Annotated in this window: 17 protein-coding genes; 7 read left to right on the top strand and 10 right to left on the bottom strand. The window is 55.1% G+C overall.

Annotated features, from left to right (window positions below):
- Positions 1-396, bottom strand: coding sequence for a 30S ribosomal protein S6 (rpsF, locus tag ABLV11_RS24080; protein ID WP_004098001.1), 396 nt, complete (start codon positions 394-396; stop codon positions 1-3).
- 337 nt (positions 397-733) lie between these two features.
- Between rpsF and ABLV11_RS24085 the strand changes: the two genes are divergently transcribed.
- Together ABLV11_RS24085 and ABLV11_RS24090 are read left to right on the top strand one after the other, a co-directional pair.
- Entirely contained in the window at positions 734-1,009 is a 276-nt protein-coding gene (locus tag ABLV11_RS24085) for a DUF1471 domain-containing protein (RefSeq protein WP_004109070.1), read from the top strand.
- A 258-nt stretch (positions 1,010-1,267) separates the two neighbouring features.
- Complete coding sequence (locus ABLV11_RS24090; protein ID WP_004117432.1) at positions 1,268-2,461, top strand: MFS transporter; 1,194 nt, start codon at positions 1,268-1,270, stop codon at positions 2,459-2,461.
- A 62-nt stretch (positions 2,462-2,523) separates the two neighbouring features.
- Here ABLV11_RS24090 and ABLV11_RS24095 read toward each other — a convergent pair whose 3' ends face one another.
- The 6 genes from ABLV11_RS24095 to ulaA are packed head-to-tail and all read right to left on the bottom strand — an operon-like array spanning position 2,524 to position 6,932.
- The gene (locus ABLV11_RS24095) at positions 2,524-3,210 is read right to left on the bottom strand and encodes an L-ribulose-5-phosphate 4-epimerase (RefSeq protein ID WP_017145080.1); all 687 of its coding nucleotides are present in this window, start codon (positions 3,208-3,210) and stop codon (positions 2,524-2,526) included.
- A complete protein-coding gene (ulaE, locus tag ABLV11_RS24100; protein WP_016809363.1) occupies positions 3,210-4,064 on the bottom strand; it encodes an L-ribulose-5-phosphate 3-epimerase UlaE in 855 nt (284 codons plus the stop codon). The genes ABLV11_RS24095 and ulaE overlap by 1 nt, the downstream gene beginning before the upstream one ends.
- Positions 4,065-4,073: 9 nt before the next feature.
- Positions 4,074-4,724, bottom strand: coding sequence for a 3-keto-L-gulonate-6-phosphate decarboxylase UlaD (ulaD, locus tag ABLV11_RS24105; protein WP_126488236.1), 651 nt, complete (start codon positions 4,722-4,724; stop codon positions 4,074-4,076).
- Between the two features lie 12 nt (positions 4,725-4,736).
- A complete protein-coding gene (gene ulaC, locus ABLV11_RS24110; protein WP_004109090.1) occupies positions 4,737-5,204 on the bottom strand; it encodes a PTS ascorbate transporter subunit IIA in 468 nt (155 codons plus the stop codon).
- 9 nt (positions 5,205-5,213) lie between these two features.
- On the bottom strand, positions 5,214-5,519 hold the full coding sequence (gene ulaB / locus ABLV11_RS24115) for a PTS ascorbate transporter subunit IIB (protein WP_004109091.1): 306 nt from the start codon (positions 5,517-5,519) through the stop codon (positions 5,214-5,216).
- 12 nt (positions 5,520-5,531) lie between these two features.
- Positions 5,532-6,932, bottom strand: coding sequence for a PTS ascorbate transporter subunit IIC (ulaA, locus tag ABLV11_RS24120; protein WP_126488234.1), 1,401 nt, complete (start codon positions 6,930-6,932; stop codon positions 5,532-5,534).
- Positions 6,933-7,297: 365 nt separating this feature from the next.
- Between ulaA and ulaG the strand changes: the two genes are divergently transcribed.
- Entirely contained in the window at positions 7,298-8,362 is a 1,065-nt protein-coding gene (ulaG, locus tag ABLV11_RS24125; RefSeq protein ID WP_017145082.1) for an L-ascorbate 6-phosphate lactonase, read from the top strand.
- Positions 8,363-8,468: 106 nt separating this feature from the next.
- Complete coding sequence (gene ulaR, locus ABLV11_RS24130) at positions 8,469-9,224, top strand: HTH-type transcriptional regulator UlaR (RefSeq protein WP_004109113.1); 756 nt, start codon at positions 8,469-8,471, stop codon at positions 9,222-9,224.
- On the opposite strand, the gene yjfP is transcribed toward ulaR, so the two are convergent.
- Positions 9,221-9,937 (bottom strand): esterase, encoded by a 717-nt coding sequence (gene yjfP / locus ABLV11_RS24135; RefSeq protein WP_049591369.1) that lies wholly within the window; start codon positions 9,935-9,937, stop codon positions 9,221-9,223. The two genes, ulaR and yjfP, sit on opposite strands and share 4 nt — an antisense overlap.
- Positions 9,938-10,139: 202 nt before the next feature.
- Between yjfP and bsmA the strand changes: the two genes are divergently transcribed.
- Both bsmA and yjfN read left to right on the top strand, forming a co-directional pair.
- Positions 10,140-10,448 (top strand): biofilm peroxide resistance protein BsmA, encoded by a 309-nt coding sequence (gene bsmA / locus ABLV11_RS24140; protein ID WP_023320205.1) that lies wholly within the window; start codon positions 10,140-10,142, stop codon positions 10,446-10,448.
- 137 nt (positions 10,449-10,585) lie between these two features.
- Entirely contained in the window at positions 10,586-10,861 is a 276-nt protein-coding gene (gene yjfN / locus ABLV11_RS24145; protein ID WP_172598497.1) for a DUF1471 family protease activator YjfN, read from the top strand.
- On the opposite strand, the gene ABLV11_RS24150 is transcribed toward yjfN, so the two are convergent.
- Positions 10,852-12,489 carry an isovaleryl-CoA dehydrogenase gene (locus ABLV11_RS24150; RefSeq protein WP_126488230.1) on the bottom strand — a complete coding sequence of 546 codons (1,638 nt, stop codon included), beginning with the start codon at positions 12,487-12,489 and terminating at the stop codon, positions 10,852-10,854. The two genes, yjfN and ABLV11_RS24150, sit on opposite strands and share 10 nt — an antisense overlap.
- 105 nt (positions 12,490-12,594) lie before the next feature.
- On the opposite strand from ABLV11_RS24150, the gene ABLV11_RS24155 reads away from it, so the two are divergent.
- Complete coding sequence (locus tag ABLV11_RS24155; protein WP_004109127.1) at positions 12,595-12,957, top strand: hypothetical protein; 363 nt, start codon at positions 12,595-12,597, stop codon at positions 12,955-12,957.
- A gap of 36 nt (positions 12,958-12,993) precedes the next feature.
- Here the strand turns inward: ABLV11_RS24155 and rlmB are convergent, their stop codons facing one another.
- Positions 12,994-13,725 (bottom strand): 23S rRNA (guanosine(2251)-2'-O)-methyltransferase RlmB, encoded by a 732-nt coding sequence (gene rlmB / locus ABLV11_RS24160; protein WP_004109129.1) that lies wholly within the window; start codon positions 13,723-13,725, stop codon positions 12,994-12,996.
- Positions 13,726-13,759 lie beyond the last annotated feature (34 nt).

The raw sequence follows: 13,759 nt of genomic DNA on the forward strand, positions 1-13,759 counted from the left end.
TTACTCTTCAGAATCCCCAGCTTCAGAATCATCTGCGGTTTCGTTAGCGAAATCTTCGCGACGCTCACGGCGCTCGTCTTTCGCTTTAACCATCGGAGATGCTTCGGTAACAGCGTGCTTAGTACGCATTACCATGCTGCGGATAACGGCGTCGTTGAAGCGGAAGTTAGTTTCCAGCTCATCGATCGCTTCCTGCGGCGCTTCAACGTTCAGCAGAACGTAGTGAGCTTTGTGCAGTTTGTTGATCGGATAAGCCAGCTGACGGCGGCCCCAGTCTTCCAGACGGTGGATCGTACCTTCTGCTGCAGTGATTGCACCAGTGTAACGTTCGATCATGCCCGGAACCTGTTCGCTCTGGTCAGGATGGACCATAAAAACGATTTCGTAATGACGCATCGAATTGCTCCTTACGGATTATTCAGCCTCCTGTCTGGGTCAGCCGCGGCCCATGGAGGCAAGGAACGTGTTAAAGGGCGGCTGAAAAATTGACGCGTCATAATACGGGCGAGCGGGGTTTAAGACAAGTGAATTGTGCAAATAATTCGCACTAAGCGTAAAGTGGCCCTAAGCCCGTGATTTAAAATTAATCAACAGCGGAAGCGACAATTTTTTGAACAACTGCATCAGAAATGGTCGCGATGCGCCAGAGAGGCAGCGATTACAATTAGATCAGAAGCAATCCATACCCCAGGGAAGCGGGTGAACGTCAGGACTGTCATAAGGAGCGTAGATGATGAAATACATCCTCATAACCATGATGGCAGCGCTTTTGTTATGCGCCAACGCGCTGGCTGCTATTAAAATCGATGCCCGCCAGGCCCGCAATATGGATGATGTGCAGAGCCTCGGCGTTATCTATATCAACCATAACATCGCCACCGAGCAGGAAGCTGACCAGGCGCTTAGCCAGCAGAGCGATGTTCAGGGAGCGAAATACTTCCAGCCAATCCTTATTCATGAACCGGGAAGCGATGGGCAAATTCACGCCAGCGCCGTCATTTACCGCTAACGCCTCCGGAGCGCTGACTTCTTCCAATAACAGGGGAAGTCAGCGATGCTCCTGCCCGGCCCGCCGACGTTGCTCAATTCGACACAAAACACAGAACCTGATGTTTGACTGGCGTTTCCTGACTGAGTAAGGCGTCCGCCGCGTCGCGGAAGAGAGCGTTGCTTAATGCAATTGAGAATTATTTTTCCTCGTGACTTATCAGCCTGCGCGTAACCTGATTTAATCTCTCTTTAACTGCATGATTCTCTGGAGTGATTCATGGTTCCGCGTTTTGCCACGCTCAGCCGTATCCCAAAAGGGGTTTGGGTGCTGGGCGGCGTTAGCTTGCTGATGGATGTTTCCTCAGAAATGATCCACAGCCTGCTCCCATTATTTATGGCCACCACGTTGGGAGCCAGCGTGATTATTATCGGCATTATCGAAGGCGTGGCGGAAGCCACCGCGCTGATGCTGAAGGTGTTTTCCGGCGTCATCAGCGATTATGTCGGCAAACGTAAAGGGCTGGCGCTGCTCGGCTATGGTCTGGGAGCGCTGAGTAAGCCTCTTTTTGCTATCGCCCCTACCTCCGGCATGGTGTTTAGCGCTCGAATGATCGACCGCATCGGCAAAGGAATACGCGGTGCGCCGCGGGATGCGCTGGTTGCCGACGTCACTCCCCCGGAAATTCGCGGGGCCGCCTACGGGCTGCGCCAGGCGCTGGACACCATCGGCGCGTTTCTGGGCCCGCTACTTGCCGTCGCGCTGATGTTTCTCTGGGATAACGATTTCCAGTCGATTTTCTGGGTCGCGGCGATTCCCGCCGTCCTCTCAATCGCTCTGTTGGGCTTTGGGTTAAAAGAACCCAACACATCGGTCGTCCAGAAACGTACCAATCCCCTGCGCCGCGAGAATCTCAAGAAGCTTTCCGCCGCTTACTGGTGGGTGGTGGCTATTGGCTCGATTTTCACCCTCGCCCGCTTCAGCGAAGCCTTTCTGGTGCTACGCGCCCAGCAAATGGCGATCCCGCTATTCGCCATACCGCTAGTAATGGTCGCCATGAACCTGGTCTACAGCCTGACTGCCTATCCTTTCGGGAAATTATCGGACAGGATGAGCCACAGCAAAATGCTGCAGTGGGGCCTGCTGGTGCTGATTGCCGCAGATATCGTGCTGGCGCTGAGTAGCCACTGGAGCACGCTTTTAGCCGGCGTCGCGCTGTGGGGTATTCATATGGGCATGACGCAGGGTCTACTGGCGGCAATGGTGGCGCATACCGCCCCGCCTGAACTGCGCGGCACTGCGTTCGGAATGTTCAACCTGATGAGCGGAATCGCGCTACTGCTGGCCAGCGCCGGTGCAGGCGTGCTGTGGGAAATGTTGGGCGCCGCCTCGACGTTTTATGCTGGCGCGATAATTTGCGTCGTGACGCTGATAGGTATGCGCTGTATGCCGTCGGCTTATCAACAACGTTAAAAAAGGCTCCGGAGCAGACCGGTTGATTCATCATAAAGATGAAATGCTCCGGAGCACGTATTTCACTTTTGCCCGTAGTAGGCGTTTGGCCCGTGCTTACGCATGAAGTGTTTGTCCATCAGCCAGCTATCGATGGGCTTCAGCTGCGGGTTGATCCCGCGAGCAATCCACGCCATCCGCGCCACTTCTTCCATCACCACCGCGTTGTGCACCGCATCGTGCGCATCTTTGCCCCAGGCAAAAGGCCCGTGCTGATAGACCACGACGCCCGGCGTATGCAGCGGCTCAACGTCGCCCAGCGTTTCGATAATCACGTGGCCGGTATTCAGCTCATAAGCCTCTTCCACTTCCCGGGGGCTCAACGCCCGGGTGCAGGGGATATCGCCAAAGAAGTAGTCCGCATGGGTCGTTCCCAGCGCGGGAATGGCCAGACCCGCCTGCGCCCAGGCCGTTGCGTGCGTCGAATGAGTATGTACCACGCCCCCCAGACTCGGGTAGCGGCGATACAGCGCCAGATGCGTGGCGGTATCGGAAGAGGGACGATACCGCCCGTCTACCACTCTCCCCTCCAGATCCACGACCACCATATCGTCCGCTTTCATGGCCTCGTAGGCGACGCCGCTGGGCTTAATCGCCACCAGCCCGCGTTCGCGGTCGATAGCGCTGACGTTACCCCAGGTAAAAGTGACCAGGCCGTAGCGCGGTAAATCCATATTGGCTTCAAATACCTGCCGTTTTAGTGTTTGCATTATGCTGCCTCCACCAGACCGGCGCTGGCCATCCTCGCCTTCACCCAATCGCGTGCTTTCGCGACCTCGGCGGCCGGATCGTCGGTCGTTTCGCTCCACATTTCAATTAGATACGGGCCGCAGTAGCCCGTCTGCTTGAGCGTTTCGAAACAACGTTCAAAATCGACGACGCCTTCGCCGAACGGCACGTTTTTAAATACGCCGGGTTTCGTATCTTTTATATGCACCGCCACGATATGCCCCATCCCGGCCTGCAGCTCCATCTGCACGTCGTTATCCCAGGCGGAAAGGTTGCCGATGTCCGGATAGAGCTGGAACCACGGATTATTCAGATAATGAGCATAGCCCAGCGCCTTGCTGATCGAGTTCATCAGCGGATAGTCCATGATTTCCATCGCCAGCGTTACCTGCGCGCGGCTTGCCATTTCGACGCTCTCTTTCAGCCCGTCACGGAAGCGGCGGCGCGTCTCGTTGTTGGCTTCCTGGTAGTAAACATCGTAGCCCGCCAGTTGAATAACGCGAATGCCGACATCCTGAGCCAGTTGAATCGCTTTGCGCATAATCTCCAGGCCCTGCGCCCGAACCGCGTCGTCTTCGCTACCGAGCGGGAAGCGCCGATGGGCGCTCAGGCACATTGAGGGCACGCGCACCCCGGTTTCGGCAATCGCGTTAACCAGCGCGAAGCGCTGCTCCCGGCTCCAGTCGAGTCGGGCCAGGCGGGCGTCAGTTTCATCGACCGACATTTCGACGAAATCAAAACCGAGCGCCTTAGCCAGCTGCAGGCGTTCCAGCCAGCACTCCCCGGCGGGGAGCGCTTTTTCATAGATGCCGAGCGGAATATGTTTCGACAGCATAGCCGCTCCTTAGCCCCACAGTTGGGCGATAGAACGTTTGAACTGCCGGGTGGCTTCCACCGGCGAAGCGGCGTCGCGAATGCTGCGCCCGGCGATAAAGACGTGGATCGGAATTCCCTGGAACAGCGGCAAATCCTCCAGCGCCAGGCCGCCGGTGACGGTGACTTTAAAGCCCATATCGGACAGGCGTTTGATAGCGTTAATATCCGCCTCGCCCCATGCCACCCCGGCCGCCTGGGCGTCGCGGCTACGGTGATAGACTACCTGCTGGATACCCGCTTCGCGCCACTCCTGCGCCTGCTCCCAGGTCCAGTAGCCGGTCAGTTCAATCTGAACGTCGCCGTTGAACTCTTTCGCCACGTCCAGCGCGCCTTTGGTGGTGTTGATGTCCGCACAGCAGATCACGGTTACCCAGTCGGCGTTGGCTTCAAAGCACATGCGGGAGAGGATTTTACCGGCATCGGCGATTTTAGCGTCCGCCAGCACGATTTTGTTGGGATAGAGCGCCTTCAGGTCGCGAACGGCGCGAACGCCTTCAGCCACGCAAAGGATGGTACCGACTTCAATAATGTCCACTTCATCGGCTATCAGGCGCGTCGTTTCATACGCGGAAGACATGGATTGGTTATCGAGCGCAACCTGCAACATAGGTAATGACATTTTCTCTTCCTTTTAAACGGCCGCCGCCGTGGCGTTATCAATTAAATCCAGCACTTGCTGCGCGGTGCGGCAGGCGCGTAAACGGTCAAAATTGGCTTCGTCTTCAAACAGATTGACGATCTGCATAATGCCCACTTCCTGATGGGTATTGGCATCCACGGCCGCCATGGTGATCAGGATGTCGACCGGGTCGTTATCCTCATGATTGAAAACCAGCGGCGTTTTCAGCGTGACCAGCGCAAAGCCAGTTTTCTTGACCCCCTCTTCCGGGCGACCGTGCGGCATCGCCAGGCCGGGAGCTATCACAAAATAAGGGCCGTGCTGAGCTACGCCATCCAGAATGGCCTGGTAGTAGCGCGGCTCTACCACATCGGCTTTCACCAGCAAATCAACGCTCAGCTTGACGGCTTCCTGCCAGGTGCTGGCATCAGCCTGTAAAAGGATGGAGTTATTCTCCACCAGCGAATCACGTAATTTCATTTGGCGTCCTTACTTCACATCCTGCGGAAAGTGCGCTTTGATCACTTCCAGCAGTTTTGGGCCAAAATCCGCTGGCGAGAGCATGTTGCGTACGCCAACCACGTATTTATTGCCGGAGACGCTAATCTCACCGGCGATATGGGTGGAGGCGATGATAATGTCCGCGCCGTTTAGTTCGCTTTTATATTCCCCCACCGCGCAGCTGTTCACCGTGTGATCGATATTTGACTGGGTCAAAAACTGGTCCACCTTCATCTTCATGATCATGGAACTTCCTTGCCCGTTGCCACATACAGCCAGAATACGTACGGTCATAGTCAAAACTCCTTATTGAGCAGAAGCATCTGCCAGTTGTTTTTCCGCGTCCTCTTCAGCACGCAGCGTGCGCCCTGCGAAGAACATATAAGCCAGTGCAATAATGATGATGATGGCCATAAACGCGATACCGATGGAGGCGAAGCCCTGCATCATCGGCGGCGCCAGAATTGACCAGTCCGCCATGCCCATCCAGGCGCTCATGCCGGTCAGCTTCACCGCCCAGACGCAGCCAAAGATTTCAATCATTCCCATCACCAGGCAAATCTTGAGCGCCGCGCGCCAGCCGCCAAAGTGGTTAGCAAAGACGCCGATGGTGGCGTTCGAGAAGAACATCGGGATAAAGCCCGGAATAATCAGAATGGAAGAGCCGACGCCCACCAGAATACCGACGGCGATCAGCTGGCCGATGGTGCCCCACATAAAGCCCCAGACGACGGCGTTTGGCGCAAAGCTATAGATCGCCGCACAGTCAATGGCCAGTACGGCCCCGGGAATCAGGCGCTGTGAAATGCCGTTAAACGCCTCGGAGAGCTCGGCGACGAACATGCGTACGCCCTGGGTGATAATGAAAATAGCGACGGCGAACGAGAAGCCCGTTTGCAGGATATAGACCGTCCAGTGGGTATTGCCCGCCATCGCCTGTACGGTATCGATGCCGAAGGAGAGCAGGATCGCGCCGAAGAAAATGGTCATCACAATGGCCGTGGAGACGATGTTGTCGTGAAAGATGTTCAGCCAGCCCGGCAGCTTAAGATCCTCAACGCTCTCCTCTTTTTTGCCCAGATACGGGGCGACCTTGTAAGCAATCCATGAAGCGAACTGCTGCTGGTGACCGATGGAGAAGCCGCAGCCGTCGGTCACTTCCTGGGTCGGCTTGTACATCATGTTCGAGGTAATGCCCCAATAGAGCGATACCAGCACCGCCGTACAGATGATGGTCGTCCACATTGGGTAGCCGAAGATGTAAAAAGAGACGGCAATCAGCCCAGCCTGCTGGAACATGATGTGCCCGGTCAGCATGATGGTGCGAATACCGGTAATACGCCGCAGCAGGACGTAACAAATATTCAACGCCAGAGCTAACAGCACGGCATAGCCCACCCAGCTGTAGGCGTCTCCCATGCGTTCGATCGTGGCCATCATTGATGCGTAGGTATCGGAGATAGCTCCGTTAATGCCATAAACCTCAGACATTTTTGCCACTACCGGCTTAAAAGTGCTGGTCAGAATGCCGGAGCCGGCCTGCAACAGCATAAAACCGATAATAGTTTTAATCGTCCCTTTAACAATAACGCTGGCGCTTTTACGCAGCAGGATATAGCCCAGGCAGGTCACAATCCCCAGCAGTAGCGGGGCGTTAGTCATTACCTGGTTAAAGAACACGGTAAAGATGTGGTAGAGAATCTCCATAACACACTCCAGAAGGTGGACGCTCTGAACGCACGCTACGCTCAGGGTTTGTTGTTGGGATCACTCTAATAATCAAAAATAATCACAACAAGATTATATTTGATTAAATGTGACGCACGCCGCAAATAATCACACAATCCGCCATCGTATTAATTCTCATTTTCATAAAATAAAAAATAACGCATTAAAATCAATAAAATATAATTTCACATATATCATAAAATCTGTCTTAACCTCCGTTTACCCCTTAGAATTGCCTCCAGAACAGGCAAAATTCAGGATTGCAATCCTGAACAAACGATGCCAGTATTCTTCAAAACAAATCACAATGTGATTACTTTTGATAATATGTGAGGGGAAAATAAATGAGTAAAGTGCAAACCATCACCCGCGAATCATGGATCCTGAACACTTTTCCGGAATGGGGCAGCTGGCTGAACGAAGAGATTGAGCAAGAGCAGGTGGCGCCGGGCACCTTTGCCATGTGGTGGTTGGGTTGTACGGGCATCTGGCTAAAATCCGAAGGCGGAGCCAATATCTGCGTCGACTTCTGGTGCGGCACCGGCAAGCAAAGCCACGGCAACCCGCTGATGAAAACGGGCCACCAGATGCAGCGCATGGCGGGCGTGAAGAAGCTCCAGCCAAACCTGCGGACCACTCCGTTTGTCCTCGATCCGTTCGCCATTCGCCAGATCGACGCCGTGCTGTCTACCCACGATCATAACGATCATATTGATGTGAACGTGGCCGCCGCGGTCATGCAGAACTGCGCCGAAGACGTACCGTTTATCGGCCCGCAAACCTGCGTCGATCTGTGGATGGGCTGGGGCGTTCCGAAAGAACGCTGCATAGTGATGAAACCGGGTGATGTGGTTAAAATCAAAGATATTGAAATCCACGCGCTCGACGCCTTTGACCGTACCGCCCTGATCACCTTACCCGCGGAACAAAAAGCCGCGGGCGTGCTGCCGGATGGGATGGATCAGCGCGCGGTGAACTACTTGTTTAAAACGCCGGGCGGCAACCTGTACCACAGCGGCGATTCTCACTACTCTAACTACTACGCGAAGCACGGGAATGAGCACCAAATCGACGTGGCTCTGGGCTCCTATGGCGAGAACCCGCGCGGCATTACCGACAAAATGACCAGCGCCGATATCCTGCGCATGGCCGAGTCGCTGAATACCAAAGTGGTGATCCCTTTCCATCACGATATCTGGTCAAATTTCCAGGCCGATCCGCAGGAGATCCGCGTTCTGTGGGAAATGAAAAAAGACCGCCTGAAGTATGGCTTTAAGCCATTTATCTGGCAGGTCGGCGGGAAGTTCACCTGGCCGCTGGATAAAGACAACTTTGAATACCACTATCCTCGCGGATTCGACGATTGCTTCACCATGGAACCGGACCTCCCCTTTAAGTCCTTCCTCTAAGGCATCTCCGGCGGGAGCCCCCGCCGGAAATTATCCCCGTCAGCATTAGTATTTTCACCTGATTTCAAATATCATCTTTGCTTATCACTTTTAATCGGATTTGCTCATGACGGAAGCGCAAAGACATCAAATTTTACTGGATTTGCTGGCACAGACGGGATTTGTCACCGTGGAGCAGGTGATTTCCCGACTGGGAATTTCTCCGGCGACGGCACGGCGCGATATCAATAAGCTCGACGACAGCGGCAAACTAAAAAAAGTCCGCAACGGCGCGGAAGCCATCAGCGAGCAGCGCCCGCGCTGGTCACCAATGAATATTCACCAGGCGCAAAACCACGACGAGAAAGTGCGGATTGCACGTGCGGCTTCGCAACTGGTCAACCCCGGCGAAAGTATTGTTATCAACTGCGGCTCTACCGCCTTCCTGCTTGGGCAAGAGCTGTGCGGAAAACCGGTACAGATCATCACGAACTATTTGCCGCTGGCCAATTACCTGATCGATCAGGAACACGACAGCGTCATCATTATGGGCGGACAGTATAACCGCAGCCACTCCATCACCCTGAGCCCGCAGGGCAGCGAAAACAGCCTGTACGCCGGGCACTGGATGTTTACCAGCGGCAAAGGTCTCACCGCCGAAGGGCTATATAAAACCGATATGCTGACAGCGATGGCGGAGCAAAAAATGCTTAACGTCGTCGGTAAACTCGCGGTACTGGTCGACAGCAGTAAAGTTGGCGAACGCGCCGGAATGCTGTTTAGCCAGGCCGGGCAAATCGACCTGGTGATTACCGGAAAACAGGCGGATGAAGCGATCCTCAAGCAGCTTGAGGATCAGGGTGTTCAGGTGATTCGCGTTTAAAGATGGCGTTGAAAAAATGCCACCGTCGCCGCTAACGCCTCTGGCGTAATGCGGTGACGGACGCCCTTCTGCCAGAGGCAGGTTAACTTATCGGTCATCTCATGTTGCCGCAGCGCCTGCTGCAGACGGAAAGTCTCTTCCGGAGGCACCACATCATCTTCATCGCCGTGCCAGAGCAGCAGCGGCCGACTGCCAAGCGTCGCCAGCTGCTGGCTGACGTCCCAATCCGCCAGCTGCGCTGCATCAAATGAAGGCGAAGGGAAAAGCCTCTGCGAGAGCGTACTGAAATAGCCAGACCCCATCAGGCAGGCAACGCTTTTCAGCTCTGGATGATGGGTCATTATCCCCAGCGCCGTCATTCCGCCCATCGATGCTCCTGCAACCGCCAGCCTGTCGTCAGCAAGCCATCCCTGCGTACGAATCGCCTCCTGTAATGCCGGAAATTCAGCAAAATTTTGCATCAGGATCGGCCAGAAGCGCTGCATCCGCCCTTGTTCATCTCCCTGATAGCGCGCACCGTGTTCGGCCGCATCGGGCATAATGACCCGAAACCCGGCCTCTGCCAGAGCAACGGCAAAGTAGCTGTAGACTAGCTTAGAAGAGGTAAATCCATGATAAAAGACGATGCAAGGCAGCGGTGAATCCGCAGCGCCGTGCGGGCACGCATGGAGAACTTCCCCACCCGCAAGGTTACGCATTTCTAGTGCAATCATTTACCGTCTCCTTTCTCTATAGTGGTGTGGTGCTATGTTATTACTCGAGTCTCTTGTTCGCACATGATTCATAATCTTGAGAACCAGATTACGCTTTCACGATATTTTCATTCGAAAATCGCGTACCGGATAACAATTTGGGAACATTCCCCAGAAATGAGATTCAGGCTACCACTACACTATGACTATCAGGAAACGAGATATGGCTATGCGTAGGTTTATACCCTGGCTATTGGCTATCGCTTTAAGCGGCTGTAGTGCGCTACAAGGGACGCCAGAAGCGCCGCCGCCAGCAACCGACCATCCGCAAGAGATCCAACGTAATCAGACGATGGGCTTGCAGAAGATGGGCACGGTGAGCGTCTTAAGGTACGGCTCGCCGATGGATGTCGAGGCTGCGCTAAGAGTCAAAGCTGAAGCAGCTAAGGCGGATTACTACGTCATCATTATGATTGATGACACCATGGTTCCCGGCCAGTGGTATTCGCAGGCGATTTTGTACCGTAAATAGCGGTCAATCTTTAAGCCAGCTTTACACTGCTTTGCGCCCATTCACGTTCTCCTGTGCATAATAACGTTCGGCCAGCTGTAACCTGGCAGAACGTTAGCAACGGACTGCCCTCAGGACTATGTGAAATGGAGCTGACGATGAAACGAAATTTTTCCCTACCCAGCCTGATGTTGACCACCGTCACGGCCAATACCTCCGCGCAGTCAGCGGAGTTTGCCAGCGCTGACTGCGTGACTGGCCTGAACGAAATTGGCCTGATTTGCGTTAACAATATTTCCGGCAGCCAGCAGGACGTTGAACATGCTATCGCCTTGCAGGCCGATGAGCAGGGCGCGTCCTGGTATCGCATCGTCCAGATGTACGAAGAGCAGCAGCCGAATAACTGGCGGGTACAGGCCATTCTCTATGCCTGAGGCGCCTGACGTCCACGCCCCATTGCCCGTAGCAGCAAGTCGTCCAGCGTCTGCTCGTCCAGACGCATGCCGCCGCGCGTGTCGAGCATCATACGGCACCAGGCTTCCGCCAACGGCGGTGAAGCAACGCGTAATACCTGCGCGCCAGCGCCCAGCCTATAGACCAGCCGGGTAATTTCCCGCCCCTGCGCTTCCACAGGTCGCCGTAGCCATTGCTGCAACTGCCGCCATGCGCGATCGAAATGACGGTTTTGCCCTTTCACTTCCGCGCACTCCGCCGCCAGTAGTTCAAGCGCCGCCGGCTGCTTCATCAGTACACGCATCACGTCCAGGCACATAATATTTGCGGAACCTTCCCAGATACTGTTTACCGGCATTTCGCGGTACAAACGCGGTAGTTCACTCTCTTCGCAATAGCCCGATCCCCCCAGCACCTCCATCGCTTCAGCGACGAAGGCGCTCCCGGATTTGCAGACCGCAAATTTTGCCGCGGGCGTGAAAAGCCTTGCCCACAGCGCTTCCTGCGCATCACCGCGTCTGTCCCAGGCACGCGCCAGGCGGAACAGAAAGGCGGTTTGCCCTTCCAGCCGCAGCGCCATTTGCCCCAGAACCTGACGCATCATCGGTTGATCGACCAGATTTTTGCCAAATGCCTGGCGCTGCAGAGCATGATACAGGGCGACTGAATAAGCCCGGCGCATCAGCGCATGGCTGCCCAGCGCGCAGTCAAAGCGGGTCAGGCCCCCCATCTTAAGAATCTGACGGATGCCATCGCCCTCTTCCCCGATCGGCCAGCCGCAAGCATTGTAAAACTCAACCTCGCCACTGGCGTTCGCGCGGTTACCTAATTTATCTTTCAGCCTTTCCAGGCGTACGCCGTTACGCTGACCGTCCGGCAGCAGGCGCGGGACAAAAAAGCAAGAGAGTCCCGCCGGCGCCTGCGCCAGCACCAGATGAGCATCGCTCTGCGGTACCGAGAAAAACCATTTATGACCGATAAGATGATAAAAGCCTTCGGCGGTTTTTTCCGCACGCGTCGTGTTGCTCAGGACATCGGATCCCCCCTGCTTTTCCGTCATCCCCATTCCGATAAGCAGCCCTCGCTTCTGGTTACCCGGCGCCAGATGCGGATCGTAGCGATCGCTTAGGAGCGGCGATAGCCAGTCGCTAAAAGCCCCGGGTAAGGAGCGCTGCAGCAATGGAATAGCGGCAAAGGTCATCGTGACGGGGCACAGGGTTCCCGCCTCGACCTGCGCATGCAGCATAAAGCGGGCAGCGCGGGCAACGAAGGCGCCTTCGCGAGCGTCATCCTGCCAGGCAAGGTTATGCACCCGGTTAGCGCATAATCCTTGCATCAGCAGATGCCAGGCGGGATGGAAACGAACATCGTCAAGCCGCGATCCCGTCGCATCATAGCGCAATAGTTCCGGCGGATTACCGTTAGCCAGACGCCCCAGCTCCAGCGATTCTGCCGTCCCCAGCTGTTGGCCAATACTCGCCAGCAGATCGCCATCCCAGCCCGCGCCTTCGCGGACAACGGCTTCACGCAGGGCGGTATCGGACAGGAATAAGTTGCTGTTACACAGCGGCGCGGGTTGATTAAATACGGTATGAGTTTGCCAGTGCATGATGTTTCCCTCCTTCAATGGCTCTGCCGATAAGTATGGACAACGGCGCACTTTCCGTCAGAGAACTCTGTTATAAAGTTCTCTCACAATCTGAAAGGGAATTTCATGATTCATTTAATTATTGAAGATCGGGAAAACGCACTGACCTATATTCCGCTTATCCGTCGGCATCTACCCCATCTGGCGATTAACGCCATCAAGCAGAACCTGAACGCTTCGGGATACGTTACCTCATTTGATGAAAGCAAAATTTGCGACGATATCCTTGAAGAGCAGAATCCCGTTGGAAATTTTCTCAATCTCATCAAGATATTAAAAAATCGGGGCGCGCAGCTTAAATTCATCGAGCAAACGGGAGATGAACCAGGAGAGGCGTTATCCTTAAGCCAGCTATTGAACTATGTGGAAAGAGGTCTGGAAATCGCCCGTCAGACGGAACGAGAAGATGAACAGGCAAGACGAAGATAAGCCATCCCGGAGAATGGCTTATACAGGAAAAAGAGATTAGCTGCGCTGACGCACCGCTTCAAACAGGCAAATCCCGGTGGCGACCGATACGTTCAGCGACGAGACGCTGCCGGCCATCGGAATGCTGATCAATTCGTCGCAGTGCTCGCGGGTCAGGCGTCGCATGCCTTCACCTTCCGCGCCCATCACCAGCGCCAGCGAACCGGTCATCTTGCTCTGGAACAGCGTATGGTCGGCTTCACCCGCGGTACCGACGATCCAGACGTTCTCTTCCTGCAGCAGACGCATGGTGCGTGCCAGGTTGGTGACGCGAATGAGCGGAACGTTCTCCGCCGCGCCGCAGGCGACTTTTTTCGCCGTGGCATTCAGCTGCGCGGAGCGATCTTTGGGCACAATCACCGCATGTACGCCTGCGGCATCAGCGCTACGCAAACAGGCGCCGAGGTTGTGCGGATCGGTCACGCCGTCGAGGATCAAAAAGAATGGCTGATCGAGAGAAGCGATCAGATCCGGCAGATCGTTCTCCTGATACTGACGTCCGGGCTTCACGCGGGCAATAATTCCCTGATGAACGGCGCCTTCGCTTTTCTCATCGAGAAACTGGCGGCTGGCGACCTGAATCACTACGCCCTGTGCTTCCAGAGCATGGATCAGCGGCATAAGGCGCTTATCCTCACGGCCTTTCAGAATAAAGACTTCCTGAAAACGCTCAGGTGCGCGCTCCAGCAGTGCCTGCACCGCGTGGATGCCGTAAATCATTTCACTCATTTATCTACTCGTTTTAGGTTCTGTTATCAGTTCC

Origin of the sequence: Klebsiella sp. GW_Kp181, assembly GCF_040062315.1 — a bacterium.
In the GTDB taxonomy this organism is placed as follows: Bacteria; Pseudomonadota; Gammaproteobacteria; order Enterobacterales; family Enterobacteriaceae; genus Klebsiella; species Klebsiella oxytoca.

What these genes read in the sequence shown, in the direction of transcription:
- rpsF (WP_004098001.1), bottom strand. Translation starts at nt 396, where the DNA reads ATGCGTCATTACGAAATCGTTTTTATGGTCCATCCTGACCAGAGCGAA.
- ABLV11_RS24085 (WP_004109070.1), top strand. Translation starts at nt 734, where the DNA reads ATGAAATACATCCTCATAACCATGATGGCAGCGCTTTTGTTATGCGCC.
- ABLV11_RS24090 (WP_004117432.1), top strand. Translation starts at nt 1,268, where the DNA reads ATGGTTCCGCGTTTTGCCACGCTCAGCCGTATCCCAAAAGGGGTTTGG.
- ABLV11_RS24095 (WP_017145080.1), bottom strand. Translation starts at nt 3,210, where the DNA reads ATGCAAACACTAAAACGGCAGGTATTTGAAGCCAATATGGATTTACCG.
- ulaE (WP_016809363.1), bottom strand. Translation starts at nt 4,064, where the DNA reads ATGCTGTCGAAACATATTCCGCTCGGCATCTATGAAAAAGCGCTCCCC.
- ulaD (WP_126488236.1), bottom strand. Translation starts at nt 4,724, where the DNA reads ATGTCATTACCTATGTTGCAGGTTGCGCTCGATAACCAATCCATGTCT.
- ulaC (WP_004109090.1), bottom strand. Translation starts at nt 5,204, where the DNA reads ATGAAATTACGTGATTCGCTGGTGGAGAATAACTCCATCCTTTTACAG.
- ulaB (WP_004109091.1), bottom strand. Translation starts at nt 5,519, where the DNA reads ATGACCGTACGTATTCTGGCTGTATGTGGCAACGGGCAAGGAAGTTCC.
- ulaA (WP_126488234.1), bottom strand. Translation starts at nt 6,932, where the DNA reads ATGGAGATTCTCTACCACATCTTTACCGTGTTCTTTAACCAGGTAATG.
- ulaG (WP_017145082.1), top strand. Translation starts at nt 7,298, where the DNA reads ATGAGTAAAGTGCAAACCATCACCCGCGAATCATGGATCCTGAACACT.
- ulaR (WP_004109113.1), top strand. Translation starts at nt 8,469, where the DNA reads ATGACGGAAGCGCAAAGACATCAAATTTTACTGGATTTGCTGGCACAG.
- yjfP (WP_049591369.1), bottom strand. Translation starts at nt 9,937, where the DNA reads ATGATTGCACTAGAAATGCGTAACCTTGCGGGTGGGGAAGTTCTCCAT.
- bsmA (WP_023320205.1), top strand. Translation starts at nt 10,140, where the DNA reads ATGGCTATGCGTAGGTTTATACCCTGGCTATTGGCTATCGCTTTAAGC.
- yjfN (WP_172598497.1), top strand. Translation starts at nt 10,586, where the DNA reads ATGAAACGAAATTTTTCCCTACCCAGCCTGATGTTGACCACCGTCACG.
- ABLV11_RS24150 (WP_126488230.1), bottom strand. Translation starts at nt 12,489, where the DNA reads ATGCACTGGCAAACTCATACCGTATTTAATCAACCCGCGCCGCTGTGT.
- ABLV11_RS24155 (WP_004109127.1), top strand. Translation starts at nt 12,595, where the DNA reads ATGATTCATTTAATTATTGAAGATCGGGAAAACGCACTGACCTATATT.
- rlmB (WP_004109129.1), bottom strand. Translation starts at nt 13,725, where the DNA reads ATGAGTGAAATGATTTACGGCATCCACGCGGTGCAGGCACTGCTGGAG.